Source organism: Acinetobacter sp. 1207_04 (assembly GCF_052850415.1).
In genome coordinates this window covers 174907-199436 of record NZ_VXCQ01000005.1, presented here as the reverse complement: position 1 = coordinate 199436, position 24530 = coordinate 174907, and the positions used below count along the sequence as shown (strand labels likewise).

Genomic DNA, 24530 nt, shown 5'->3' with positions numbered 1-24530 from the left:
AACCAATTAAATTTAATCTCTCTGAATGGGCACTGAGAAATAAAGGTTTAGTTCTTTATTTTATGTTACTGCTCGGAATTGTCGGTCTATTCTCTTATTCAAAACTTTCACAAAGTGAAGATCCACCCTTCACCTTTAAAGTAATGGTGGTACAGACTTATTGGCCAGGTGCAACGGCTGAAGAAGTTTCTTTACAGATTACCGATAAAATTGAAAAACAGCTGATGAGCACAGGCTCATACGACAAAATTATGGCGTATTCTCGACCAGGAGAATCCATGATTATGTTTATGGCTCGAGATTCATTGAAGTCTTCGCAAGTACCCGATGTATGGTATCAAGTCCGTAAAAAGGTTGGAGATATCAAAGGGCAATTGCCAAGTGGTGTGCAAGGACCTTTCTTTGATGATGAGTTTGGTGATACCTACGGTAATATTTATGTGCTCACTGGCAATGACTTTGACTATGCGACTTTAAAAGAATATGCAGACCGTTTGCAGTTACAGCTACAACGTGTGAAAGATGTCAGTAAGGTGAACTTGATTGGTTTACAAGATCAAAAAATTTGGATTGAGTTATCAAACACCAAAGCGGTGCAACTCGGTGTACCTGTCACAGCCATTCAAGAGGCATTAGCAAAACAAAATGCGATTACCAGTGCAGGCTACTTTGAAACAGGTTCAGACCGTATTCAAGTCCGCGTCAGTGGTGCAATTAAAAGTGTCGATGACTTAAAAAAAATGCCGTTGTTGGTGGGCGATAAAACTATTCAATTGGGCGATGTTGCCGATGTCTATAGAGGTTTTAGTGAACCAGCCCAACCTCGCATGCGTTTTATGGGGGAAAACGGTATTGGTTTGTCTGTGGCGATGCGTAAAGGTGGCGACATTATTGCGCTTGGTAAAAACCTCGAAACAGAATTTCAGTCGCTACAAAAGACTTTACCTTTGGGTATGAAACTGCAAAAAGTGTCAGATCAGCCGGTGGCGGTACAGCGCAGTATTCATGAGTTTGTAAAAGTGCTTGCTGAAGCTGTCATTATTGTTTTATTGGTCAGCTTCTTTTCACTCGGTTTCCGTACAGGGCTTGTGGTAGCATTTTCCATTCCATTGGTTTTGGCAATGACCTTTGCAGGCATGAATTTATTTGATGTTGGTCTTCATAAAATTTCTTTGGGTGCATTAATTTTAGCACTGGGTTTATTGGTCGATGATGCGATTATTGCCGTTGAAATGATGGCGATAAAAATGGAGCAAGGCTATAGTCGAATGAAAGCGGCAGGCTATGCGTGGACGAGTACCGCATTTCCCATGCTAACAGGAACACTCATTACCGCAGCAGGCTTTTTACCAATTGCCACGGCTGCATCAAGTACAGGGGAATATACCCGTTCAATTTTTCAAGTGGTGACCATCGCACTGATTGTGTCATGGATTGCTGCTGTCCTGTTTGTACCATATTTGGGCGATAAATTATTGCCTGATTTTAGCAAAACAGCTCAGCGTGCTCCGTGGTATCAACGTTTAATAGCTCGTTTACGTAAACAGCCTGAACCTGAGCCGATCGTGCATCATGCAGGTGAGCATTTTGACCCTTATCAAAGTCGTTTTTATCAAAGTTTTCGTAAATTAGTTAATGTATGTGTGACCTATCGAAAAACCGTTGTGGCAATTACGGTCGGTATTTTTCTGTTGTCAGTTGCGATGTTTAAACTCGTACCACAGCAATTTTTTCCACCATCTAACCGTGCAGAAATTTTGGTCGATTTAAAACTCGAAGAAGGAGCATCACTTACAGCGACAGAAGATGCTGTGAAAAAAGTTGAAGCATTTTTGTCGAAGCAAAAAGGTATTGATAACTATGTCGCTTATGTAGGGACGGGTTCACCACGCTTTTACTTACCACTCGATCAACAAATGCCACAGGCAAGTTTTGCACAGTTTGTTGTTTTGGCATCATCAATTGATGATCGAGATGACATTCGCAAATCTTTAGATACTCAAATTCGCCAACTTTTACCACAAGTTCGTACTCGTGTGTCATTACTTGAAAATGGTCCACCTGTGGGTTATCCACTGCAATATCGTGTTTCTGGTGAAGATGTAAAAACGGTACGTCAAGAAGCTATGAAAGTTGCGAAGCTGGTGGGAGAGAATCCAAATACGACCAATGTTCATTTAGATTGGGGCGAGCCAAGTAAAATCATTTCTTTGAATATTGATCAAGATCGTGCACGTCAAATGGGTGTGACTTCACAAGATTTAGCTAATTTCTTAAATAGCTCAATTACAGGCGCAGTCATTAATCAGTATCGTGAAAAACGTGAATTAATTGATATTCGTATTCGTGGTGATCAACAAGAACGCATGAGTGTAGAAGCATTATCAAGTTTGGCTGTACCAACAAGCAATGGGGGCACAGTACCTCTAGCGCAGATTGCACAAATTGATTATAAATTTGAAGATGGTTTAATTTGGCATCGTAACCGTTTGCCAACGATTACTGTTCGTGCTGATATTGCGACTAAGTTACAGCCTGCGACAGTCGTTAGTGAGTTGGCTGAAAAGATTGATCAGCTACGCACTGAATTACCGAGCGGTTACTTGGTTGAGGTTGGTGGTACAGTAGAAGAATCAGCAAAAGGACAAAGCTCCGTGAATGCGGGTATGCCATTATTCTTGGCTGTGGTCTTTACCTTATTGATGATTCAATTGAAAAGTTTGTCACGGTCATTCATCGTCTTTTTGACTGCACCATTGGGCTTAATTGGCGTGGTGCTGTTTTTACTTCTGTTTAATAAACCGTTTGGTTTTGTGGCAATGCTTGGCACAATTGCACTGTCAGGCATGATTATGCGAAATTCACTCATTTTGATTGATCAGATTGAGCAAGATATTTTGGCTGGGCAAAATCAGTGGGATGCAATTTTAGATGCTACAGTACGCCGTTTCCGCCCGATTATTTTAACAGCGTTGGCTGCGGTACTTGCGATGATTCCATTATCTAGAAGTATCTTCTTTGGACCGATGGCTGTGGCGATTATGGGCGGATTGATTATTGCGACATTATTGACGCTATTTTTCTTACCTGCGCTGTATGCAACATGGTTTAAGGTGAAAAAAACCGTCGAAACTACATAAAAAAGCGGAATATCAGGTGCGAAAAATTGAAAATTTCAATATAGTAGCACTTGATCGTTTACATAAAATAATATTTGTAAATTTACTGCATAAAAATGATATCAGTGTGCAGTAAATGTGAGGTTCAAAATACGCATGGGGCAAGACAATCTGGAAAAACATCGCCGTTATATGGCGATGGCTTATATGTTTATGTTTCTTGCACTGTTCAGTGTGGTCAGTGCTGTGATTGCATATTTACTTGCTCGTAAAGTTGCTCAGGTTGATGCAGAGGTATGGATGCATGCACAAGCACTTTGGGTCATGCGTAATGTCATTATTTTTGTTATTTTGGCCGCTTTTGCTGCACTTTGGTTTATTCCGCTTATTTTCTTTTATTGGGATAGTATGCTTTGGGTTAAGGCTTGTACAGTTGTTGGTGTCGTATTTAGTACCATTGCATGGTTGTTTTTACTCAATGCGTGGATTAAAGGTTTTAGCAAATATCTCAATAAGAAAGCCGCATTTTAAAAATATTATTGTTATAACTTGTAAAATGGATAAGGTATCCCCATCTTATTCACAGTTAAGTTTTATCTAAATTCCGTGGAGCATCGCCAAACATGGCTAAACGTGATTATTATGAGGTTTTGGTTGTTGCCAAAACCGCAAGTGATGATGAGATTAAAAAAGCCTATCGTAAGATGGCGATGAAGTATCACCCTGACCGTAACCCTGACAACGCTGAAGCAGAAGAAAAATTTAAGGAAGCTGCTGAAGCTTACGAAGTTTTATCCGATAGTGAAAAGCGTAGTATGTATGACCGTATGGGGCATAAAGCCTTTGAAGGTGGTATGGGCGGCGGCGGTGGATTCGGTGGAGGTGGATTCAGCGCAGAAGACATTTTCAGTCAGTTCGGTGATATTTTCGGTGGTTCTTTTGGTGGTCGTAGCCAACAACAACGTCAACGCCGTGGTTCTGATTTACGCTATGTCATGGAATTGACTCTTGAAGAAGCTGTTCAAGGTGTGAAAAAAACCATTAGCTTTACTGCACCAGCACCATGCGAAACTTGTGATGGGAAGGGTTCAAAAAATCCAAATGATGTAGAAACGTGTAAGACTTGTCATGGTGCGGGTCAAGTACGTATGCAGCAGGGCTTTTTCTCTGTGCAACAAACGTGTAATACCTGTCGTGGACAAGGTAAAATCATTAAGAACCCATGTAATACTTGTCATGGCTCTGGTGTAAAAGACCGTCAGCAAACACTTGAAGTGACCATTCCTGCGGGCGTGGACAATGGTGATCGTGTACGTTTAACTGGTAAAGGTGAAGCGATTCGTGATGGTCAGGCAGGCGATTTATATGTAGAAGTCGTAGTTCGTGAACATGAAGTGTTCCAACGTGATGGCGCAGATTTATATATGGATGTCCCTGTCAGTTTTGCTGATGCAGCTTTAGGTAAAGAAATTGAAATACCGACTTTAGATGGTCGCGTCAGCCTGAAAATTCCAGAAGGAACGCAAACAGGTAAAATGTTCCGTCTACGTGGTAAAGGTGTAAAACCTGTTCGTACCAGTATGCAAGGTGATTTACTGTGCCGTATTGTCATTGAAACACCTATAAATCTTACTTCACGTCAACGTGAACTGTTAAAAGAGTTACAGGAAACAATGGATGGCGATGACAATAAATCATCACCAAAGAAAAAATCATTCTTTGATCGCTTATTTGACTAAAATAAAGTTAAATGCAGAATGATGAAAAGCCACTTCAATATCATCTTGAAGTGGCTTTTTTATGCACGATGAAATTTAGTCACTGCGATGTGTATGGTGGATTAAATTTCAATTTTAACTTTTAGAAAATTCCCAGACTTTTGTTATAGTAAGATTAATTTAGAATCAACATCAGGAAAATGTTATGTCAGCTCCACGCATTGGGATTTTAGGTGCAGGCGGTCGTATGGGTCGTACGCTTATTCAAGCGGTACAACAAGCAGGTTATCAACTTGCTGCTGCTGTAGAGCGCCCTGAAAGTACGCTCATTGGAACAGATGCAGGTGAGCTTGCAGGCATTGGTGCCGTGGGTGTGAAGGTTGTTGGTAGCCTAGAAGAAGTTTTGAAAGATGTTGATGTTGTTATTGATTTTACTGCACCTGTAGCGACTGAAAGCAACTTGAAATTGTGTTCTACTGCTGGCGTAGCCATGGTTATTGGTACAACAGGTTTTTCAGATGAACAAAAAGATATTTTGAACGATTCTGCAACGAAAACACCTGTGGTCTATGCTGCGAACTATTCAGTGGGTGTGAATGTGTCAATTAAATTACTTGAGCTTGCTGCCAAAGTATTTAACGATACTGTCGATATTGAAATTATTGAAGCACATCACCGCCATAAAGTAGATGCACCATCAGGTACAGCACTTATGATGGGTGAAGCGATTGCAGATACTTTAGGTCGTGATTTAAAACAAGATGCAGTTTATCATCGTGAAGGCTATACAGGTCCTCGTGAACGTCAAAGCATTGGTTTTCAAACCATTCGTGGCGGTGATATTGTTGGTGAACATACCGTGATGTTTATTGGTGAAGGCGAACGTGTAGAAGTTACACATAAAGCGACAAGCCGTATGAACTTTGCTTCAGGTGCAGTACGTGCAGCCGCATGGGTTGTGGGTAAAGATGCCAAAAAATACGATATGAAAGATGTTTTAGGCTTAAATGACATTTAAGTCCAAAGTGTGTTTCATTAAAATAAATAAAAATGATCTAGAAAAGAATTTCGAATGAAAAAAACAGTGATGTTATTTGCGTGTGTGGTCAGTGCAATATGCCTGACTACACAGGCGGCTTTACCTGCCAATGCTAAACTTAGTATGAATAAAAATAATATTAAAGTTTGGACTTATCAAGATCCGAGTCAGACGGTTTTATCTTATAAAGGCGAAACGACTTATGATGTACCAATTGAGCGAGCAGTTGCCCTCGTTTTAGATGTGCAAAATACACCGAAGTGGGTGCCCAATGTGGCTCGTGCTGAAGTGTTATCTCGTGATGATAAAAAAGGAGAGTTCACTCTATATATGGTGCTCGATTTTCCATTTCCCTTAAAAGACCGTGATATGGTAGTGAAAGGGAAAATGTTTAAAGATGCCAATGGTACAATTAGCATTAAAAATAAAGCCATTGCTTCAGGTAAACCGCTAAATCCGAATTATATTCGTTTAAAAAATTATGAAGGCGATTGGGTTTTTCAAAAAATAGCAGGTAATAAAACTAAAGTGACTACGACGGGTTTTGCTGACCCTGAAGGTTCAATTCCGCAAAGTGTGACCAATATGTTGGTCGAGCAGCAGCCTTATCAAATGTTGCAAAAGATGAAAGCAGAATTGGCAAAGAACAGTGTATTACCCGCTTTACCTGTGATGTTGAAATAATTTTTAAGTCGTTTTAAAACAAAAACCTTCAACGTCATATTTGAAGGTTTTTGTTTTGATGTTTAGCCACATTAGTGAATGAATTATTGTACAAGTTCTTTGCTCATCTTCATTTGAATAAAGACTAAAACTAATCCTACTGCAGTTAGGACAGCACCTGTGGTTGAAACCATGGCATAACTCATGTTCATACTGAGGACTGCGCCACCAGCCCCGGCTCCTAAGGCATTGCCTAAGTTGAAAGCACCAATATTGACCGATGATGCTAAGCCTGGTGCTTCATGTGCAACAGACATGACACGCATTTGTAAAGGGGGAACTACGGCAAAGGCTGCTGCCCCCCAAATGATCAATGCAATGGCAGCACCAATCGTCGTTTTTGCTAAGATTGGAAAGAGCAACATCATCACCATCAAAACAACCAAGAAGCCAATTAGGGTTTTGGATACCGATAAATCTGCAAACTTTCCGCCTAAATGATTGCCAATTGAAAAGCCAATGCCGATGAGAACCAACATGAATGTAATGACAGTTGGTGTCGCATGGGTAATATGATGTAGGCTCGGTGCAATATAGGTGTATAGGGTAAACATCGCACCCGCACTCATCACCGTTGTAAGTAATGCAAGTACTACAGGCAAGCGTGTTAGAACTTTGAGTTCTGCTTTGACATCAGGACGTTGCCCGAGTTCACCCTCAGGCAGTGCTTTCCAAAGAGAGAGCATGGTGATGACACCTAAGATTGCAATCAGTGCAAAAGACATTCTCCAACCAATATTTTGTCCAATCCATGTGGCTAAAGGTACACCGCCGATATTGGCAATAGTCAGCCCCATAAACATCATCGCAACTGCACTCGCTTGTTTATCTTTTGGTACAACACTTGTGGCAACAATTGAACCAATACCGAAAAATGCGCCGTGGTTTAAACTGGTAAAAATTCGTGCGCCCATTAAGCCCCAATAATTGGGAGCAATTGCCGCAAAAAGATTACCTAGTGTAAAAATGCCCATTAAAATAATCAGAGCTTTACGGCGTGGAAAATGTCCAAACCATAAAGTCATGATTGGTGCACCAATCATCACGCCAAGTGCGTAAGCAGTGATGAGCATACCCGCGGTGGGAATAGAAATATTGAGATTTTCTGCAATTTGTGGCAAAAATCCCATGGGAGAAAACTCTGTTGTACCAATGGCAAATGCACCAATGGCAAGGGCGAGTAAGGGAAAGTTAATTTTCATATCGGACTAATCCCAAATTGGTGCTAAATTTTCAGGATTTACTTCACGTCTATTACATTCAAGTTGTCGAATCAATTGAATTTCTTCATGGGTCAATTGAATATCTTGTGCTTTCAAATTTGCCATTAAGTGTTCCCGTTTTGTCGAAGAAGGGATCACAGCAAAGCCTTCTTGTAATGCCCATGCTAAGACAATTTGAGCAGTTGAAGCCTGATGGTTTTTGGCAATGTCACTCAAAATAGGATCATTCAATACTTTGCCATATGCCAATGTCATATATGAGGTCACATCAATATGTTTGGATTGTAAATAATTGACTAACTGATGATTTTGCAAATAAGGACTGAGTTCAATTTGATTAGTGGCAATATTTTCAATACCCACGGCATCAATCGCTTGTTGTGTTAAATCAATATTGAAGTTAGAAATACCAATATGCTCGGTTAAACCTTGTTGTTTGGCTTCAAGTAGGTTTTGCATCATTTCTGCTACAGACATTCCAAGTGACGGTGCAGGCCAATGGATCAGGGTGAGATTGACCGCATCGGTTCGCAATTTTTGTAAACTATCTTTTAAACTTGGAATAAGTTTGTCTGCACGATAGTGCTCTGTCCATATCTTTGTGGTGATAAATAAATCATTGCGATGAATATGACTTTCACCAATCGCTTGTCCAACTTCGGCTTCATTGCCGTAGATTTGTGCCGTATCTACTGCACGATAACCGACATCTAAAGCGGTTTTAATAGAGTCTATGACCGTTTGACCCGATAGGCGGAATGTACCTACGCCGAAAGCAGGGATGATTTTAGGTGTATAGGATAAAGTCGTTTGTGACATGAATATTCTTCATTTTTAGATTGAGTGTATTTTGCAAGTTTTATTGTTGCCATTAAAGTGGTGAATTGGCAAAATATTATTGATTAAAAATCAATTATTGCGAGTTGTATTGGTGATATGAAATCGACCTTAGAAGAATTAAATGCTTTTATTAATATTGTTGATAGTGGCTCAATTGGAGCAGCAGCATTACAGTTAGACCAAACAACGTCTGGTGTTAGTCGTGCATTACAACGCCTTGAGTCTAAACTGAATGTGACTTTGTTAGAGCGTACAACTCGAAAATTAAAATTGACACAAGAAGGGCATATTTTCTTAGAAAAAGCTCGAAAAATTGTGCATGATTTAAATGAAGCCGAAGATGCTTTACTCAAATCGGATGGTGATACTTCGGGGCTAATTAGAGTTGATTCAGCAACGCCATTTGTCTTGCATGTGATTGTTCCGTTAATGTCTGAGTTTAATCAGCTTTATCCAAATATTGAAATTGAACTCAACTCTAATGATCAAGTGATTGACTTACTCGAACATAAAACTGATGTGGCAATCCGTTTTGGTGAGCTGAATGATTCAAGTTTACATGCACGATTGTTGTGTAAAAGTCGCTTATACCTTGTGGCAAGCCCTGAATATTTAGAAAAAAATGGTTATCCGAAAACGCCTCAAGACATTCTCAATCATCCTCAAATTGGCTTTAGCAAGGTATCGCATTTAAATACTTGGCCAATCAAAATTAATGGTGAAAAGTTGACAGTTCGTCCTAAAATTAAAGCTTCTAATGGTGAAACGGTTCGACAAATGGCATTGGATGGTTTAGGTATTACGTGTTTATCTGCCTTTTTAGTACATCGAGATCTGAAACAAAATCGATTAATTGCACTGTTTGAAGATCAAATAGACATTTATGAACAACACATCCATGCGGTGTATTATCAGCAGGAACATTTGCCGAAACGTGTCCGTTTATTCATTGAGTTTTTAGCGAAAAAGCTGTCAAAGTATCGATAGTTTTTTGCGGTGGTAAACTTAAACTCAGTAAAGTTTGGTTTTGGGTTTGTTGTGGATTGACTAATTGAATATCGAATTGCTCAGCAGTTTTTTGTAGACATTCAAACTTTAAATTTTGCTGTGATGGCATGTTAATTTTCATTGAGTGATCAGCGCTTGCTTGGTAAGTATATTCACGTTTAGCTGCCGTTTGATGCAAAGTGGGTTGCAAATGATTCAGCTGATATTCACCTAATTTTTGTGTTTTTAAAAAACCTTCAATCAATGATTTACAAATGAAATGCTGTTGTTGTGCAGCTTTGTTGACCTGTTGAGGATGGCAGGCTGTCAGCCCAAAAGCGATGCAAGCAAGTACGATCATTCTCATCATTTTTCTCCTTTTAAATCAATTGGATTTAAAAACTAACTGTAAAAGAAGAATAAATCTGTTAGTTTAATAGATACAGATACAACTATTATTAAAATTTGGGTACAGATATGGCATTTCAATATCAGGTATTAGCAGAGCAGGTTGCACAGAAAATTTATAGCGGTGAATTGATTGTTGGGCAAAAACTTAGTTCTTTACGGCAGTTTGCTGAGTTGCAAAGTACTAGTTTGAATACTGCAAAAAGTTGCTATGAATTACTTGAAGCGCAAGGCTTGATTTATGCCAAAGAAAAATCGGGTTACTTTGTACAATCTCTTACGCAAAAACCGCAAATTGCTGTACCGAATCATCCCGATTTTAAATCGCATGCCCGTGATATTTCTAACTTGGATTTACAAATACAAATCCATGAAGCTTCAGCCAACAGTCGCTTAGTTCATTTAGGTTCAATTCAACTGTCCCCAAATCTAGTACCTGTCGAGGCAATTAGACGTTCTATTCAACGTGCTTTAAAGCATTGTAAACCTGAAGACTTTTTATATAACAATCGGCAAGGTCATTCACAGTTACGTGAAGCTTTGTCAGTGCATTGGGCTGAAGATGGCTTTTATATTGCTAAGGATGATATTTATATCAGCAATGGCTGTATGCCTGCATTATCCATCATGGTACAAAATGTGAGCAATGAAGGTGACAGTATTATTGTTCCAACCCCTAACTATAATGGTCAGTTGCAATTATTAGCTTTATTGAACCGAAAAATTGTTGAAATTCCTGCTAATACTGAAGGTTTTGACCTAGAACGATTAGAACTGGAAATGCAAAATTCAGGCGCAAAAGTATGTCTATTAACGGCCAATTTTCAGAATCCTTTAGGTTTCTGTCTGAGCAACGCAGAGAAAGAAAAAATTGCTCAACTTGCTTCAAAATATCAATGCTATGTGATTGAAGATGATATTTATGCAGAATGTAGTTTCAATGCAAAGCGTCCATTGCCAATCAAATATTGGGATCAAGATGGTTATGTGATTTATTGTAGTTCGATTTCTAAATCTTTATCACCTGCGTATCGAGTGGGATGGTTTTGCCTACCATCGCGCTTGCAACATTTACATGCCAAGTTAATGTTGCAGAATATATCGGTAAATACACCGCTACAATTGGGACTTGCCGATTTAATTTTTAGTCGAGCTTATCGTCAACATCTCACTGAGTTACGTCCTAAATTGATGGTGCAGGTGGAGCAGTATCGTCAGTTTATTCATTCTGCTTTTTATGATGTCGATATTCGTTTAAATGAACCGCAGGGCAGTTATGCATTGTGGTTACAGTTTCCTGAGCAAATTGATAGTTTGGCGCTGTATTATTTTGCACAAGAGCACAGTATTAATATCGTACCGGGTTTAATTTTTGGCGAGGACAATCGTTATAACAATTGTATTCGTTTAAATGCAGGGCATGAGTTGTCAGATGAAATTAAAGATGCGCTTGTGTTGTTGGCAGATTGGGTAAGAGGGGAGTTAGACGTAGAAAATGTGGCTTAAAGATTTTCCCTCTTGCGTAGCTTTGCTACTCATCTTTAAAAAGAGGGGAATATTACGAATCTGTTTAATATTAGATTAGAATCCATCCCAACCTCCCTTTTTTAAAGGGAGGTTGGGATGGATTCTATTGAACAGAAAAAGTAAGTAAAAAATTATCACTTCCGATAGCGATTAAAGAGATTAGTACGGTTTATTAAAAATCAGCTTTTAACACAATTCGATAACGTGCCTGACCTGAATGTAGACGTTCCAAGGCATCATTAATTTTTGACATCGGATACAGCTCAATTTGTGGTGCGATATTTTTACGTGCTGCAAATTGTAAAAGTTGACGTAGTGCAAATGGAGAGCCAGTAGGAGAGCCCGTAACTGATTTTGCACCACTAATTAGTGTTCCTGCAGGAATTGCTAACGGTTCAAGCACCATACCGAGCATGTGAATAGTACCATTTGGTGCTAGGGTATTTAAATACGATTTCCAATCTAAAGTCACGTTCACGGTACACAGCAATAAATCAAATTTGCCACGTTGAGATTTTAATGCGCTTGCATCACGGCTATTGACGACATGGTCTGCCCCCATAGCTTTGAGTTCATCGGTCTTGTCTAGGCTTGAAGTAAATGCAGTAATTTCACAGCCCCATGCTTTAAGTAGTTTAATCGCCATATGACCTAAACCACCAATGCCAATTACACCGACATGGTGAATGGCTGAAATTTGATGTTTTAAAATAGGGTCAAATACGGTGATTCCGCCACATAGTAATGGGCCAGCACTTTCAGGATCTAAGTCATTAGGAAGAGGAATAATCCATTGCCAACCTGCACGAACTTTATCTGCAAAACCACCTGCATGACCTACAATAGTCGCTTTCTTCTCTCCTGTACAAAGTACTTGCTGACCACTGACACATGGGTCACAGTACTGACAACTTTCCGCAGTCCAACCAATTCCAACGCGTTGCCCAACTTTCAAACCTTTCGCTTCTGACCCTAGTTGAGTGATGATACCGATAATTTCATGACCGCCAACAACTGGATAAACTGCATTGCCCCATTCATTATTAATTACTGAAACATCAGAATGGCAAAGTCCACAGTATTCAACCTCGACTTCAACTTGATGAGCTTGTAATTCGCCAGCATCAAATTGGTAAGGAACAAGTTCTGCGCCTGCACTGTGTGCTGCATAAGCATTGATTGTATTGTTTGTCATTGTGTCATTCCTTATAGAAGAAAGATTTTATCGTTTTTGAATGGGTGATTAGCGAAATGTACAGCTATTTTCATGGTCATTAACCATACCTACGGCTTGCATAAAAGCATAACAGGTTGTTGGTCCGACAAATTTAAAGCCATTTTTTTTTCAGTGTTTTGGATAGCTTTTGACTTATTTCAGTTTGTGCAGGCGCTTGTTTATAATTGGGGACATCATTAAGTTTTGGTGCACTTTCTACAAAACTCCATAACCAATCGACCATATTAATACCTTGAGCTTTCATATTTTCCCAAGCAATGGCATTATCCCGAATGGCTTTGAGTTTACCAATATGCCTGATAATACCTGCATCCTGTAATTTATATTCAAGGTGTTGATCGGTCAGTTGGGCAATGTGTAGAATCGAATGCTGAAAGAAATGTTCACGATAACGCTCACGTTTTTTTAGTACAGTAATCCAAGAAAGTCCAGCTTGTTGCCCCTCAAGACATAGCATTTCAAATAGATGTTGTTCATTATGATTTGGGATACCCCATTCATAATCATGGTAAGCGATATAGAGCGGATCATCGGAGCACCATCCACAGCGTTGGGTTGTCATGAAGTTTACTCCGCTATAAGTTGGGCAGAGTATTTAGATTTTGAAATCTGCCCATTGATCTGTTTGATTATCCCAATAGGATAATTGTGCTTGTTCTAAATCTGTGAATTTAATCCAAATATCCTTACCTGTTTTATCTGCAAATCCTGTACTGATCAAGAGGGAATCTTCAGAAATTTCCATAATCCAACCTTGATGCGTTTGATCATTCAGTACAATTTTTTGCTGATTGCCTGATTCTGCAAATGTAACCATGCGCTCAATGAAAGCTTCTGACATGAAATGTAATTCCTGATTTTAAAAAATTAACGTAAATAGAGATAGGGATTAACCGCACCACGCCCTTTACCCTCTAAGTATAATCCATAGTGCAAATGAGGGGCAGTGTGTCTTGCATTTCCTGTATTACCGACATAACCAATCAATGCGCCTTTTTTAACATAGTCACCTTCTTTTAGACCCCGTTTGTGTCCATCGAGATGCGCATAATAATGATATGTCCCCGCAGGTCCCATCATCCAAATGACTATGCCACCCAAATTATTGCTTTTCAAACTTGTGATTATGCCATTGGTGCTACTCAACACTTTTGTTCCACGTGGAGCCATAATGTCAATACCTTCATGGCTACGTCCCTGACTGCGTGATGCTCCCCAAGTATCACTGAGTTGGCTGGTTTTAATGCCATCGACAGGAATAGGTAGCTTCTTTGGCATAGGACTCGCTTTAAGCTGTAACACTGTTTCTGTCGGTAATGTTATTGGAATTTGTTTTTTAGGTGCTGTGGTACAGGCACTAAGTAGGGTGAGCATAAAACCAAGCAGGCTCAAGGACAATAAGCGGGACACAGGTAATCCTATTATTAAAAATGATGAGATCATTTAATCAAGTGAATTTGACGTTATAAGTATGAGTTATTTTTAGCTCGTATCCGACTATGTCATAGATCAACAGCAGAGATCAATTTTTTCATCGCTGTAGGAATGCCCATTTGTGTAGCTTTTTGTGGCGATAACCATTCGCCATCCAATTCACTTAATAAATACTCTTTTTCCTCTGCTTCAACTTTGAATATTTGTGCCGTGAGAATCCACGTAAAATGGGTGAAGCTATGTGAAATTTGCATAGATTTTGTTTTAGAAATGAGTTTTAAGCTTTGGCAAATTTGATCAAACTCAATGTCATTTTCAATAATAGGCAAACTCCATAAACCACCCCATAAGCCACTACTCGGACGTTGCTGCCATAACCATTGTCCATCTGACTCGATCAATAAAACTTTAGCATATCTGATAGGTACAGGCTTTTTAGCTTTTTTAAACGGTAATTCAGTTTCGAGTCCTTGTGCATGTGCTTTGCAATGCTGTTGCATTGGGCAGTATAGACACAGTGGTTTTTTCGGTGTGCAAATGGTTGCACCTAAATCCATAATCGCCTGAGTATAGTCATGGTTACGCTCAGTTGGGCAAAGACTTTCTGCAAGTTGCCACATTGCACGTTCATGTATTGGCTTACTCAAATCATCTTCAATGGCATGAAAACGGGCAAGTACTCGTTTTACATTACCATCCATAATCACACCATATTTGCGTAGTCCGAGTGACATTAGTGCCCCACCAGTGGAAGGTCCTACGCCAGGTAATGCGATCCACTCTTCTAATGTCTTTGGAAAACTTCCTGTTTGATGCACAATACCTGCGGATTTGTGTAAATTTCGAGCACGAGCATAGTAACCAAGCCCTGCCCAATAGGGAGCGACATCATCCCATGATGCTTTACCAAGATCATCGACTGTTGGAAAACGATCTATAAATTTTTGGAAATATTGTAAGACTGTTTTGACTTGAGTCTGCTGTAACATAATTTCTGAAACCCAAACTTTGTAAGGATCATCTGCCACTTGCCATGGTAAATCATGGCGTCCATGTACATCGAACCATGTTAAGAGTGCATCAGAAAAAGAAAATGAAGACATAGGACTCAGAAGAATTAAAGATGGGAAAAGACGAGAGCAGTATAGCGAAGAATAGCACTGAACGAGGATGCAATATGATGGATAATAAAAAAGACGCCGAAACGTCTTTGTCATTTCAAAATAAACTTTAAGCTGTAATACCCCAACGTTGATCCAATTTTAATGATTCGTTTTTATAACGTGGAATAATGTGAATGTGGAAGTGCTCAGCTTGATCATCACCAAAGACATTGCCATCATTAAATGCAATATGGAAACCTTCAGGTTGATGACGGATTTTCAATTCATTGCGTGCAAGCTCAAGAAGTGAAGATAGACTTTTACGTTCTTTCTCAGTAACTTCAAAAAAAGAATCGACATGGCGTAGTGGAATAATAACTGAATGTCCTTTCGAGATTGGACTCAGTTCAGGCAAAATAACGCCATACTCATTTTTCGCAATGATGTCATATTCATCAAATTCGCAATAAGGGCATTTTTTGTCAGTCATGATATTTTCCTCTAAGTATTAATGCCATCTTGAATGACTTTACCGTATGTCGTAAAGCTAAAAAGATGATCTTTTCGTTCATTTATTTTAAGAAAGTTTACGTTGTAGTAGAGCATACATTTCTTGCAAACTTTGCTTTTCCGCAGCCGCGTTATAACCCAAATCGACATTATTGGCTTGAGCACGTTCATCAGCAAGTGGATTACTGAAACCATGTTTCGCATCTTTTAAAATAGTGACATGATGAGTCACTTCAGCTTGAGTCATTTCTTGTTTAAATCCTTCTACATCATTTAAGGACACCATGCTGTCTTGTTCGCCGTGTAATACTAAAATTTCAGCTTGAACTTTGCCTTTTTCAGCAGGAGATTGAGCGCTCAAATTTGCATGGAATGTGGCAACAGCTTTTAGCGGTGCACCTGAACGTGCAAGATCCAAAATGACTTTACCACCATAGCAAAAGCCAATCGCCGCCACACGATTTGAATCGACTTCAGGCTGTGCTGCCAATGTTTCGAGTGCAGCAGTTGCACGATCAACAATAGTATTGGCGTTTTTAAATGTATCCATCATCCATGCATAGGCTTGAGATGCATCTGTTGTGACTTTTTTATCACCATACATATCAATCGCAAGGGCTGCATAACCATGTTCTGCAAGTTCACGTGCACGTTGTTCGGTATATTCATTGCGGCCCCACCATTCAGGTGAAACAAGTACGCCTGCAACAGCTTGTGCATTTTCAGGTGCAGCGAAATAACCGATCAGTTGATGACCATCTTTGTCTTGATAAACCACTTCACGTGTTTGGATGGCAAGAGTCATGCATTAAATCCTTATAAAGATGAGGGAATAGCTCGATTAAATCATAAAAATATACTTTTAAAATGACTTTGTTGCCAATATTAACAATTGAAATGTGAGAAATTATATTTCTTCAATAACCTAATATCTATTGAGCTATATATTTGAAATTAAAAAAGAAGGCATATAGCCTTCTTCTTATATAAACTAAGTTATTGTATGTTTAGCACATAATTTTTTTAGGCACGACCCTTAAATAAAAATCCAACTATGGCTAAAATGACAGCAATAACCAATAAAATGACAGCAAAGTCTTTCGACATACCTGCGACACCACCGAAGCCAAATAGACTCGCAACAAGTGCAATAATGGCGAAAATAATAGCCCAACGGAACATACTCTTCTCCTTCTTTTTTATCGATTAAATTTAGTATAGGTGTGATGTAATTTTAAGCGTGTGAATTTATGTTGTACTCATGTGAGCAAGCTGTAGAAGTGTAACAAGAGTATTTGAAGTTGATATTTGTAAGATCAAATTCAAAGCTTAGAACTGTTATAATTGATCTAAAGGCTTGGAAAATCAATTGAAATGAGCAATGAATTGCGCACAGAGTTTTGGAAAAACTATACGCTTGAGCAGCTGACACAAGCGGAGTGGGAGGCTTTGTGTGATGGTTGTGGGCAATGTTGCTTAATCAAATTAGAAGATGATGAAACTAATGAAATTGCCTATACCAAAGTGGCGTGTAAATTACTTGATTGCACAACAGGGCATTGTTCAGATTATCCAAACCGCATGCAGTATGTTCCTGATTGTATTCAATTAACATCTGAAAAATTACAAAATATTCATTGGCTACCAAATAGTTGTGCATATCGTAGAGTCAATGAGGGTAAGAGTTTACCTGCTTGGCATCATCTCATTACAGGTTCACGCCATAACGTCATTAAAGCTCGAAAATCGGTTGCAGGGCGCTGTATTTCAGAGGCTGAGATTGATCCTGAAGAGATTGATGAATACATTGTAAAATGGGTACGTTGAGCATCATTTTAATAATCCACTTATTTAAAAATATTGGCTTTTATATGTTGTTTGAGGCTTTCCATAGTAGACTAAGAACAGCCTCAATTTATAATCATAAGTCTTATGTCTGATACACAAATTCCACTTCCTGAACGACTGCGTCCCCGTGATTTGTCCGAAATTATCGGGCAGGATCATTTATTGGGTGATCAGGCACCTTTACGTCAAATGATTGATCAAGGGCATTTACCTTCGATTATTTTTTGGGGCCCGCCAGGCGTAGGTAAAACCACCATTGCCTTGCTTTTGGCTCAAGCGGTTGATCGACCTTTTGTCAGCCTTTCTGCACTGAATACTGGTGTAAAAGAGCTACGTGAAATTATTGCAGAAAGTGGTGACCTACTCACGCCTGTAGTATTTATTGATGAAATTCATCGCTTTAATAAATCACAACAAGATGCGTTACTGAATGCAGTAGAAAAGGGCAAAATCACTCTAATTGGTGCAACGACAGAAAATCCATCCTTTGAAGTCAACAGTGCATTATTATCACGCTGTCAGGTATATAGCTTGAATGCTTTGAGCAATGATGCGATTCAAGATTTACTTACCCGAGCGATTCAACAAGACAAGTTTTTACAAGAAAGATTTTTGCAGTTTGAAGAGTTTGATGCCATTGTGCAATTTGCAGCAGGTGATGCACGTAAGGCTTTAAATTTACTCGATTTGATTGCAAGTACTTTTGAGCCTGATGTTGAAAATATCATCACCAATGCCAAAGTCGTTAAAGTCGCACAGCAAAATATTGCCCGCTATGATAAGTCAGGTGAACAGCACTATGATTTGGTATCGGCATTGATTAAATCCATTCGAGGCAGTGACCCTGATGCAGCGTTGTATTGGATGGCACGTATGCTTAAAGGTGGTGAAGATCCTGTCTTTATTGCGCGTCGTATGTTAGTAGCGGCATCAGAAGATATTGGTAATTCAAATCCAAATGCATTGTTACTTGCAGGTGAATGCTTCCGCTCAGTACAAGCGATTGGTATGCCTGAATGTCGAATTATTTTAGGGCAATGTGCGGTCTATTTGGCGACGAGTGCTAAAAGTAACAGTACCTATTTAGCAATCAATAAAGCGATGGAACTTGCTGAACGTACAGCAAATTTACCTGTACCTTTGCATTTAAGAAATGCACCAACCAAGCTGATGAAAGATCAGGGGTATGGTGTTGATTATCTTTATCCGCATAATTATTCTGAAAATTTTGTTACGCAAGAATATTTACCGCCTGAACTTAAAGGTACCAAGTTATATGAATCGGCACGTAATAAACGTGAAGTCGAAGGTGAAAAATTACAACAGCGTAGATGGCAACAAAGTCAGCAACAACAATAATTTGATCGGCTAAAATGCAATTCTAAATCTTTTAATTGGATGTGAGTTCACTGAAAAAGGTTTAGAATATGTATATTCTTTCTATCGCTAGATCATTGTGTCATGTCGTAAAAATCATGCTGCAATGAACATAAAATTATGAAAATTTCATTACTCTCATCTGCATTATTTGGCTGTATTTTCTTTTTTTCTCCATTTAGCCAAGCAGTAGAAATTCATAAAAATAGATCATTAGAACAAACTGAAAATCTTACAGAGAATACAACAAAAATATTGTATCAAGTTGATTTTGTTCAGCAACAGACTTTGCCACAGCAGTGGCGTATTCCAGGTAATAATCCTGGAAATATCAGTATTCAAAATGGTGTTTTACAAATTGATGGTCGAGCGAATGACATACAACCGACTTCAATTTTGTTGCCATCTAGTTTAGAGCAACAACAGAACTACCGTATCGATGTTGAGTTTAGTCTTGATCAGCCATTAAACAGCTCTCGTTGGGGCAGTGTGATGTACGATGTTGTGACGACTCAAGGCATTATCCCAAAGACTTACTATCAATTTACAGTACGTAGCGATGTAACTGCAAAAAATGGTACGGAGTTTGGTAATCGTAAAAGTAACGGGCAATGGAATGTTATTGAGGCGAAATCAGGTCAGACACTTAAAGAAGGGCAGAGCTATCAAGCCAGTATTGTGGTACATGGTAATCGAGTACAACATTATCTAAATGGTCAGTTGATGCAAGATGTCGAAATTGATCAGCAGCATTTACGAGGGGATATTGGTTTATCTGCTACGGGTATTATCATGAAGATTCGTAAAATTAGCATCTCTGAGCAAAATGCTGCACTTTCAGAACTGAAAACCAGTGCATCCGCCATTCAAAATACAGCATTTCAATTGTCAGCACCGCCAACACTTATTCAAAGTGGTATAGGCGATGTAAAGGCAACATCAGCATCATTCACACAAGCAAATCAATACTATTATCAACTTGATAACAAATTACGTGTTTTAGATGCTACAGGTAAAGTAATTGGTGATCTTAAATCACTTTTAGAAACAAGACCCAAAAATAAAATCTTTGCATTCGATATTGCTGATATACGAACAATTGATGCTTTAAAACAATTTGTACCAGAAGATGATTTATCTGATATCACTTTGATTTCAAAAGACGCACAGATTTTAGTAGAAGCACATCAAAAGCTACCTGCTCTGCGTACCGCACTTGATTTAAGTCAGTATCGTTCATCTAAAAAACATACTGAAAATTTAGCGGAACTTGTAGTGAAAACCAATGCAGCATATAGCAAAATTATGATCTTACCTGCACAGGGGCTTGATAAACCGAGTGTAAGTTATTTGCAACGTCGGTTAATGACCGTATGGACAAAGCAAAATGTCACAGATCATGTACATGCTGCCACAATTTTAACTACAGGCGTTAATGGTATTTTGAGCCAAAACAGCAATATTTATGCTGAAGTTTTAAAAAAATTTCCTAAAAATACTTTATTACGCCGACCTTTGATTATTGGGCATCGTGGTGTACCGAGTCTTGAGGATGAAAATACACTTGAAAGTGCTACACATGCTGTGACGTTGGGTGCAGATATTATTGAAAATGATATTTATCTGACCAAAGATCAACATCTTGTAGTGATGCATGATAATACGGTGAACCGTACGACCAAAGGTACAGGGAAAATTGAAGAAATGACGCTTGCTGAAGTTCAGCAATTACGAACCTCACATAAAAATTATCACGTACCGACTTTGGCAGAATATTTTATTTGGCTGAAAAAAAATAAAAATACTGTGTTGATGATTGAAATTAAGAGTAGTCAACCGACATTGGTTCAAGCTTTAAAGGCTGAAATTACAAAATATGATGTGGTCGATCAAGTGGTCACAACATCATTTAATCGCGATCAAATTCAGCAAGTCAAAACTAATATGAATCATGTATCGGCAGGGGTTTTAGTCGGTAGTCTACCAAATGCAGCGAATAAATCGGCCAATGTGAAGTATTTGCTCGCCGATGCTCAAAAATATGTTGCATCGTATCATCCATCGTATCGTGCAGATTTGGTCAATATTTTTAATGAAGCACAGCAGCGTGGTGTAAGTTTTTGGCCATGGAATTTAAATGATATGACTTTTAAACAGTTGTATATTGCTGGTTTAAACGGCGTAACCACCAATGATATTCACAAGTATTCAAATTGGATTGTTGATGTTCAGGCGAATACTCAAATGAATATGAAAGTCGGGCAGGCGAGTGCGATTCCATTGAGTTTAAAAGCACAGAATGGTGCAATGTTGAAAGCACTCGCAACACATTTTGTTGTACTAAAAGGTTCACCAAATCATAAAGTTGAAAATGGTCAACTCATTTTTACAGATAAAGGTACAGCTTATGTTGTAGCGGGTTATTCATATCAAATAGATGCGCAGAATACGTATTATTTATATAGTCAGCCGATTAAAATGATTGTGAACTAAATATACTTCAACAAAAAACCGAGCTATTTAGCTCGGTTTTTTTAGGAGTTTCAGTATCTAATTTCTAGAAGTAAATTATATATCTGAAAGATCTACACCAATACGTGTAGCAACTTCTTCATAAGCTTCAACAACACCACCTAAACCTTGACGGAAACGGTCTTTGTCGAGTTTTTTCTTTGTATCTTTATCCCATAAACGGCAACCGTCTGGAGAGAATTCATCACCCAAAACGATACGGTCATGGAACACACCAAATTCAAGTTTGAAGTCTACAAGAAGCATGTTGCCTTGAGCAAATAAGTCTTTAAGTACAACATTAACTTTTTGAGTTAATTCTTTCATTTGAGCCAATTGCTCAGCATTTGCCCAGCCAAGTGCAATCGCTTGAGATTCATTCACCATAGGATCGCCTAAAGCATCATCCTTGAAGAACAATTCAAATGTTGGAGGTGTAAGCTCTAAACCTTCTTCAACACCTAAGCGGCGGCACAATGAACCTGCAGCGTAGTTACGCATTACACATTCAACAGGAATCATTGCTAACTTCTTCACTAACACTTCTGTTGGCGAAAGCAGTTTCTCAAAATGAGTTTCAATACCTGCTGCTGCCAATTTTTCCATAATAAAGGCGTTAAAACGGTTATTCACCTTACCTTTACGATCCAGTTGCTCTATTTTTTCACCGTTGAATGCTGAAGCATCATCACGGAAAACCAAAATAAGATGATCTGCGCTATCAGTTTCATAAACAGATTTCGCTTTACCAGTATAGAGCAAGGTTTGTTTTAACATGGGGGAACCTTTTGCAAAAAAAATTGCCTAGAACGACTAGGCTGGCCAGTTTTGGTAAATCTGGGTTAACAATTCTACAGCGACTTCTTTGTCGGCAAAACTGTTATCGGTATTGAACACCGCAAGGTTATTGCTAGAGCCCACTGAAGTGAGTTTGAGGACATACGTTTTTTTGTCGACTTTGACAGTTGCTTCATAAGCATTTTTGCTTTGGCCAACAACGGTATGATTCAAGCTGCTGAGTGTGGCAAGTGTGTACTGCCAAATTGTAGCAGAATTCCCATCAATTTTGATCAACGGATTTGCATTTCCATCAGTTAAAATTTGAGGACGACCTGCTTCTGTAGAGCTTTCACTGCTTTGAGCAACTACTTGTACACTTGCATCGTCTGGACGTGGCACTTCAAAGCGGTTACCACGTTTATTTTCGAACTTTGGTGCATTATCAATCGCCATTTGCTCAACAATAGGTGCTGGATACAAAGGCGTTGCAGGTCTAACCATTGAACCTTCAGGATATTTAAGCGGTGCTAAAGTGGTTGTATCTTTATAATCTAAAGAGCCATTTTTGATGCCAATTGAACTACAACCCGCTAAACTTAAAGCTGAAAGGGCAAGGGTTAAACCAAAACGTAATTGCATAATGCTAAGCTCTTATTAAATGATACCAGCTGCTTTGAGTTCTTCACGCAAAGGCGTACGGTATTGTTCTGCAAGCGGAGTTAATGGTAGACGAATGCCTGTGCCAATTAATTCCATTTCGTGAAGTGCCCATTTGACGGGAATTGGGTTCGATTCACAAAATAGAATATTGTTTAATTTTGCAACTTGCTGATCATATTGAACAGCAAGTTCATGGTTGCCTTCTAATGCTGCCGCACATAAATCACTCATGATTTTAGGCGCAATATTTGCTGTAACTGAAATGTTGCCTTTTGCACCAAGCTCAATCAGTTCACGTGCAGTTGCATCATCACCCGAATAAACAATCATGTCTGTACCTTTTAAACCCTCAAGGAGCTCTTGACCACGAGGTACATCACCTGTTGCATCTTTGATGCCGACAATATGAGGAACACTTGCTAGACGAATGACAGTTTCGTTGAGCATGTCAACACCTGTGCGACCTGGTACATTATATAAAATAATAGGTAAATCGACAGCTTCAGCAATTGCTTTATAGTGTTGGAACAGACCTTCTTGGGTCGGTTTATTATAATAAGGCGTTACAAGAAGCGCTGCATCTGCACCAAGTTCTTTTGCTTCTTTGGTCAGTTCAATCGCTTCATGTGTTGAGTTTGCACCCGTACCTGCAATAATCGGAATACGCTTATTGGTAACACGAATCACTTCTTTAATGACTTGTGTGTGTTCTGCCATATTGAGTGTTGATGCTTCACCCGTTGTGCCTACAGCAACAATGCTGTTTGTGCCTTGTGCAATGTGCCACTCAACGAGCTTTTCTAGACCCTTCCAATCTACGCTGCCATCTTCAAACATAGGGGTGACGAGTGCGACAATTGAGCCTTGAATAATCTGTGCTTGCTGAGTCATTTTGAAAAAAATCCTATTTGACCATCCACTGAGTGTTCAGTCACCGAGCAGGAATGGTTGCAGTTTTTTGATTTGGGCGTAAATCAATCGTCATTGATTGAATAATGCTTATGCAAATTATGACTGATTCAGTCTTTTAGAACAATATGCTTTAGTCAAAGCATGAAAAAACTTTATAAAAAGCAACAAATAGTTTTCATAAAGAAGTATTCAAAATTTAAAACATGCTGTTTACGCGCTACATTGAGTCCTGAAAAGTCTCGTTCAATATCTATGCAAGCCTATTTTTGAATTGCTTCAGAGAAGGTATCACCATTTATCTAAAAAAGTGTAGAAAATAAGAGCTTAAAAAGATGATGCAATACACAAAGGCTATTAAAATTTAAACTAAGGCAAGGGCTTTTAATAGGTTATTGATCGTTTTAAATGATATAAGCCATCGTTGAATCTTCTTATAGATTGAGAATAGACTCTGATAAACATATATATTTCTGAGTGTTTTACTCAAGTTTTACATTTAGTTATTGGTTTTTTGGCTAAATAATGAGGCACTTTAGATTGGGCAGTAAAATTTTTAAACGATAAAACTCATTTT

At 38.8% G+C, this 24530-nt stretch carries 23 protein-coding genes and 1 pseudogene; 10 read left to right on the top strand and 14 right to left on the bottom strand.

Annotation, left to right across the window (positions count from 1 at the left end; genetic code table 11):
* The first annotated feature begins 5 nt into the window (after positions 1–5).
* The 5 genes from FW754_RS06520 (at position 6) to FW754_RS06500 (ending at position 6560) form a co-directional block, all read left to right on the top strand.
* On the top strand, positions 6–3140 hold the full coding sequence (locus FW754_RS06520) for an efflux RND transporter permease subunit (RefSeq protein WP_446324177.1): 3135 nt from the start codon (positions 6–8) through the stop codon (positions 3138–3140).
* A 135-nt stretch (positions 3141–3275) separates the two neighbouring features.
* Positions 3276–3650 carry a hypothetical protein gene (locus tag FW754_RS06515; protein WP_409510605.1) on the top strand — a complete coding sequence of 125 codons (375 nt, stop codon included), beginning with the start codon at positions 3276–3278 and terminating at the stop codon, positions 3648–3650.
* A 92-nt stretch (positions 3651–3742) separates the two neighbouring features.
* Entirely contained in the window at positions 3743–4858 is a 1116-nt protein-coding gene (dnaJ, locus tag FW754_RS06510) for a molecular chaperone DnaJ (RefSeq protein WP_446324161.1), read from the top strand.
* A gap of 184 nt (positions 4859–5042) precedes the next feature.
* Positions 5043–5855: a 4-hydroxy-tetrahydrodipicolinate reductase gene (dapB, locus tag FW754_RS06505; RefSeq protein ID WP_409510607.1), complete on the top strand. Its 813-nt coding sequence runs from the start codon at positions 5043–5045 to the stop codon at positions 5853–5855.
* Between the two features lie 54 nt (positions 5856–5909).
* Positions 5910–6560: an START domain-containing protein gene (locus tag FW754_RS06500; protein WP_446324160.1), complete on the top strand. Its 651-nt coding sequence runs from the start codon at positions 5910–5912 to the stop codon at positions 6558–6560.
* An 83-nt stretch (positions 6561–6643) separates the two neighbouring features.
* On the opposite strand, the gene FW754_RS06495 is transcribed toward FW754_RS06500, so the two are convergent.
* The gene (locus tag FW754_RS06495; protein WP_446324159.1) at positions 6644–7801 is read right to left on the bottom strand and encodes an MFS transporter; all 1158 of its coding nucleotides are present in this window, start codon (positions 7799–7801) and stop codon (positions 6644–6646) included.
* Positions 7802–7807: 6 nt separating this feature from the next.
* Entirely contained in the window at positions 7808–8641 is an 834-nt protein-coding gene (gene dkgB / locus FW754_RS06490) for a 2,5-didehydrogluconate reductase DkgB (RefSeq protein ID WP_446324158.1), read from the bottom strand.
* 117 nt (positions 8642–8758) lie between these two features.
* Between dkgB and FW754_RS06485 the strand changes: the two genes are divergently transcribed.
* Positions 8759–9649 (top strand): LysR substrate-binding domain-containing protein, encoded by an 891-nt coding sequence (locus tag FW754_RS06485; RefSeq protein ID WP_409510611.1) that lies wholly within the window; start codon positions 8759–8761, stop codon positions 9647–9649.
* Here FW754_RS06485 and FW754_RS06480 read toward each other — a convergent pair.
* Positions 9609–10016, bottom strand: coding sequence for a hypothetical protein (locus tag FW754_RS06480; RefSeq protein WP_446324176.1), 408 nt, complete (start codon positions 10014–10016; stop codon positions 9609–9611). The two genes, FW754_RS06485 and FW754_RS06480, sit on opposite strands and share 41 nt — an antisense overlap.
* A 110-nt stretch (positions 10017–10126) precedes the next feature.
* Between FW754_RS06480 and FW754_RS06475 the strand changes: the two genes are divergently transcribed.
* A complete protein-coding gene (locus FW754_RS06475) occupies positions 10127–11563 on the top strand; it encodes an aminotransferase-like domain-containing protein (RefSeq protein ID WP_446324157.1) in 1437 nt (478 codons plus the stop codon).
* A gap of 193 nt (positions 11564–11756) precedes the next feature.
* On the opposite strand, the gene ahr is transcribed toward FW754_RS06475, so the two are convergent.
* From ahr to FW754_RS06435, 8 genes and pseudogenes are all read right to left on the bottom strand, one after another.
* A complete protein-coding gene (gene ahr, locus FW754_RS06470) occupies positions 11757–12779 on the bottom strand; it encodes an NADPH-dependent aldehyde reductase Ahr (protein ID WP_409510614.1) in 1023 nt (340 codons plus the stop codon).
* A 48-nt stretch (positions 12780–12827) separates the two neighbouring features.
* Positions 12828–13383 (bottom strand): annotated as a pseudogene (locus FW754_RS06465) (DNA-3-methyladenine glycosylase I).
* 33 nt (positions 13384–13416) lie between these two features.
* On the bottom strand, positions 13417–13662 hold the full coding sequence (locus tag FW754_RS06460) for a hypothetical protein (RefSeq protein WP_409510616.1): 246 nt from the start codon (positions 13660–13662) through the stop codon (positions 13417–13419).
* 26 nt (positions 13663–13688) lie between these two features.
* The gene (locus tag FW754_RS06455; RefSeq protein ID WP_419346252.1) at positions 13689–14231 is read right to left on the bottom strand and encodes a M23 family metallopeptidase; all 543 of its coding nucleotides are present in this window, start codon (positions 14229–14231) and stop codon (positions 13689–13691) included.
* Positions 14232–14323: 92 nt separating this feature from the next.
* Complete coding sequence (gene mutY, locus FW754_RS06450; RefSeq protein ID WP_446324156.1) at positions 14324–15358, bottom strand: A/G-specific adenine glycosylase; 1035 nt, start codon at positions 15356–15358, stop codon at positions 14324–14326.
* A 127-nt stretch (positions 15359–15485) separates the two neighbouring features.
* Positions 15486–15848, bottom strand: a complete 363-nt coding sequence (locus FW754_RS06445) for an HIT family protein (RefSeq protein WP_446324155.1) — start codon at positions 15846–15848, stop codon at positions 15486–15488.
* A gap of 87 nt (positions 15849–15935) precedes the next feature.
* Entirely contained in the window at positions 15936–16673 is a 738-nt protein-coding gene (locus tag FW754_RS06440) for a dienelactone hydrolase family protein (RefSeq protein ID WP_446324154.1), read from the bottom strand.
* A gap of 218 nt (positions 16674–16891) precedes the next feature.
* Entirely contained in the window at positions 16892–17050 is a 159-nt protein-coding gene (locus tag FW754_RS06435) for a DUF1328 domain-containing protein (RefSeq protein ID WP_409510621.1), read from the bottom strand.
* A 192-nt stretch (positions 17051–17242) separates the two neighbouring features.
* Between FW754_RS06435 and FW754_RS06430 the strand changes: the two genes are divergently transcribed.
* The 3 genes from FW754_RS06430 to FW754_RS06420 all read left to right on the top strand — a co-directional run bounded on the left by FW754_RS06430 (position 17243) and on the right by FW754_RS06420 (position 21586).
* The gene (locus FW754_RS06430) at positions 17243–17695 is read left to right on the top strand and encodes a YcgN family cysteine cluster protein (RefSeq protein ID WP_446324153.1); all 453 of its coding nucleotides are present in this window, start codon (positions 17243–17245) and stop codon (positions 17693–17695) included.
* 105 nt (positions 17696–17800) lie between these two features.
* Positions 17801–19075, top strand: a complete 1275-nt coding sequence (locus FW754_RS06425; protein ID WP_446324152.1) for a replication-associated recombination protein A — start codon at positions 17801–17803, stop codon at positions 19073–19075.
* A 138-nt stretch (positions 19076–19213) separates the two neighbouring features.
* A complete protein-coding gene (locus tag FW754_RS06420) occupies positions 19214–21586 on the top strand; it encodes a glycerophosphodiester phosphodiesterase family protein (protein ID WP_446324151.1) in 2373 nt (790 codons plus the stop codon).
* A gap of 75 nt (positions 21587–21661) precedes the next feature.
* Here FW754_RS06420 and purC read toward each other — a convergent pair whose 3' ends face one another.
* From purC to dapA, 3 genes are read right to left on the bottom strand one after another with little or no spacing between them, the layout of a single operon-like run.
* Positions 21662–22381 (bottom strand): phosphoribosylaminoimidazolesuccinocarboxamide synthase, encoded by a 720-nt coding sequence (purC, locus tag FW754_RS06415; protein ID WP_409510625.1) that lies wholly within the window; start codon positions 22379–22381, stop codon positions 21662–21664.
* A 36-nt stretch (positions 22382–22417) separates the two neighbouring features.
* A complete protein-coding gene (locus FW754_RS06410) occupies positions 22418–23023 on the bottom strand; it encodes a lipoprotein-34 precursor (NlpB) (RefSeq protein ID WP_446324150.1) in 606 nt (201 codons plus the stop codon).
* 15 nt (positions 23024–23038) lie between these two features.
* The gene (gene dapA, locus FW754_RS06405) at positions 23039–23935 is read right to left on the bottom strand and encodes a 4-hydroxy-tetrahydrodipicolinate synthase (RefSeq protein WP_446324149.1); all 897 of its coding nucleotides are present in this window, start codon (positions 23933–23935) and stop codon (positions 23039–23041) included.
* Positions 23936–24530: the final 595 nt, after the last annotated feature.

What these genes read in the sequence shown, in the direction of transcription:
- FW754_RS06480 (WP_446324176.1), bottom strand. Translation starts at nt 10,016, where the DNA reads ATGAGAATGATCGTACTTGCTTGCATCGCTTTTGGGCTGACAGCCTGC.
- FW754_RS06445 (WP_446324155.1), bottom strand. Translation starts at nt 15,848, where the DNA reads ATGACTGACAAAAAATGCCCTTATTGCGAATTTGATGAATATGACATC.
- dnaJ (WP_446324161.1), top strand. Translation starts at nt 3,743, where the DNA reads ATGGCTAAACGTGATTATTATGAGGTTTTGGTTGTTGCCAAAACCGCA.
- purC (WP_409510625.1), bottom strand. Translation starts at nt 22,381, where the DNA reads ATGTTAAAACAAACCTTGCTCTATACTGGTAAAGCGAAATCTGTTTAT.
- dkgB (WP_446324158.1), bottom strand. Translation starts at nt 8,641, where the DNA reads ATGTCACAAACGACTTTATCCTATACACCTAAAATCATCCCTGCTTTC.
- FW754_RS06435 (WP_409510621.1), bottom strand. Translation starts at nt 17,050, where the DNA reads ATGTTCCGTTGGGCTATTATTTTCGCCATTATTGCACTTGTTGCGAGT.
- FW754_RS06485 (WP_409510611.1), top strand. Translation starts at nt 8,759, where the DNA reads ATGAAATCGACCTTAGAAGAATTAAATGCTTTTATTAATATTGTTGAT.
- FW754_RS06425 (WP_446324152.1), top strand. Translation starts at nt 17,801, where the DNA reads ATGTCTGATACACAAATTCCACTTCCTGAACGACTGCGTCCCCGTGAT.
- FW754_RS06460 (WP_409510616.1), bottom strand. Translation starts at nt 13,662, where the DNA reads ATGTCAGAAGCTTTCATTGAGCGCATGGTTACATTTGCAGAATCAGGC.
- FW754_RS06475 (WP_446324157.1), top strand. Translation starts at nt 10,127, where the DNA reads ATGGCATTTCAATATCAGGTATTAGCAGAGCAGGTTGCACAGAAAATT.
- FW754_RS06495 (WP_446324159.1), bottom strand. Translation starts at nt 7,801, where the DNA reads ATGAAAATTAACTTTCCCTTACTCGCCCTTGCCATTGGTGCATTTGCC.
- dapA (WP_446324149.1), bottom strand. Translation starts at nt 23,935, where the DNA reads ATGACTCAGCAAGCACAGATTATTCAAGGCTCAATTGTCGCACTCGTC.
- FW754_RS06420 (WP_446324151.1), top strand. Translation starts at nt 19,214, where the DNA reads ATGAAAATTTCATTACTCTCATCTGCATTATTTGGCTGTATTTTCTTT.
- ahr (WP_409510614.1), bottom strand. Translation starts at nt 12,779, where the DNA reads ATGACAAACAATACAATCAATGCTTATGCAGCACACAGTGCAGGCGCA.
- mutY (WP_446324156.1), bottom strand. Translation starts at nt 15,358, where the DNA reads ATGTCTTCATTTTCTTTTTCTGATGCACTCTTAACATGGTTCGATGTA.
- FW754_RS06410 (WP_446324150.1), bottom strand. Translation starts at nt 23,023, where the DNA reads ATGCAATTACGTTTTGGTTTAACCCTTGCCCTTTCAGCTTTAAGTTTA.
- FW754_RS06515 (WP_409510605.1), top strand. Translation starts at nt 3,276, where the DNA reads ATGGGGCAAGACAATCTGGAAAAACATCGCCGTTATATGGCGATGGCT.
- dapB (WP_409510607.1), top strand. Translation starts at nt 5,043, where the DNA reads ATGTCAGCTCCACGCATTGGGATTTTAGGTGCAGGCGGTCGTATGGGT.
- FW754_RS06430 (WP_446324153.1), top strand. Translation starts at nt 17,243, where the DNA reads ATGAGCAATGAATTGCGCACAGAGTTTTGGAAAAACTATACGCTTGAG.
- FW754_RS06440 (WP_446324154.1), bottom strand. Translation starts at nt 16,673, where the DNA reads ATGACTCTTGCCATCCAAACACGTGAAGTGGTTTATCAAGACAAAGAT.
- FW754_RS06500 (WP_446324160.1), top strand. Translation starts at nt 5,910, where the DNA reads ATGAAAAAAACAGTGATGTTATTTGCGTGTGTGGTCAGTGCAATATGC.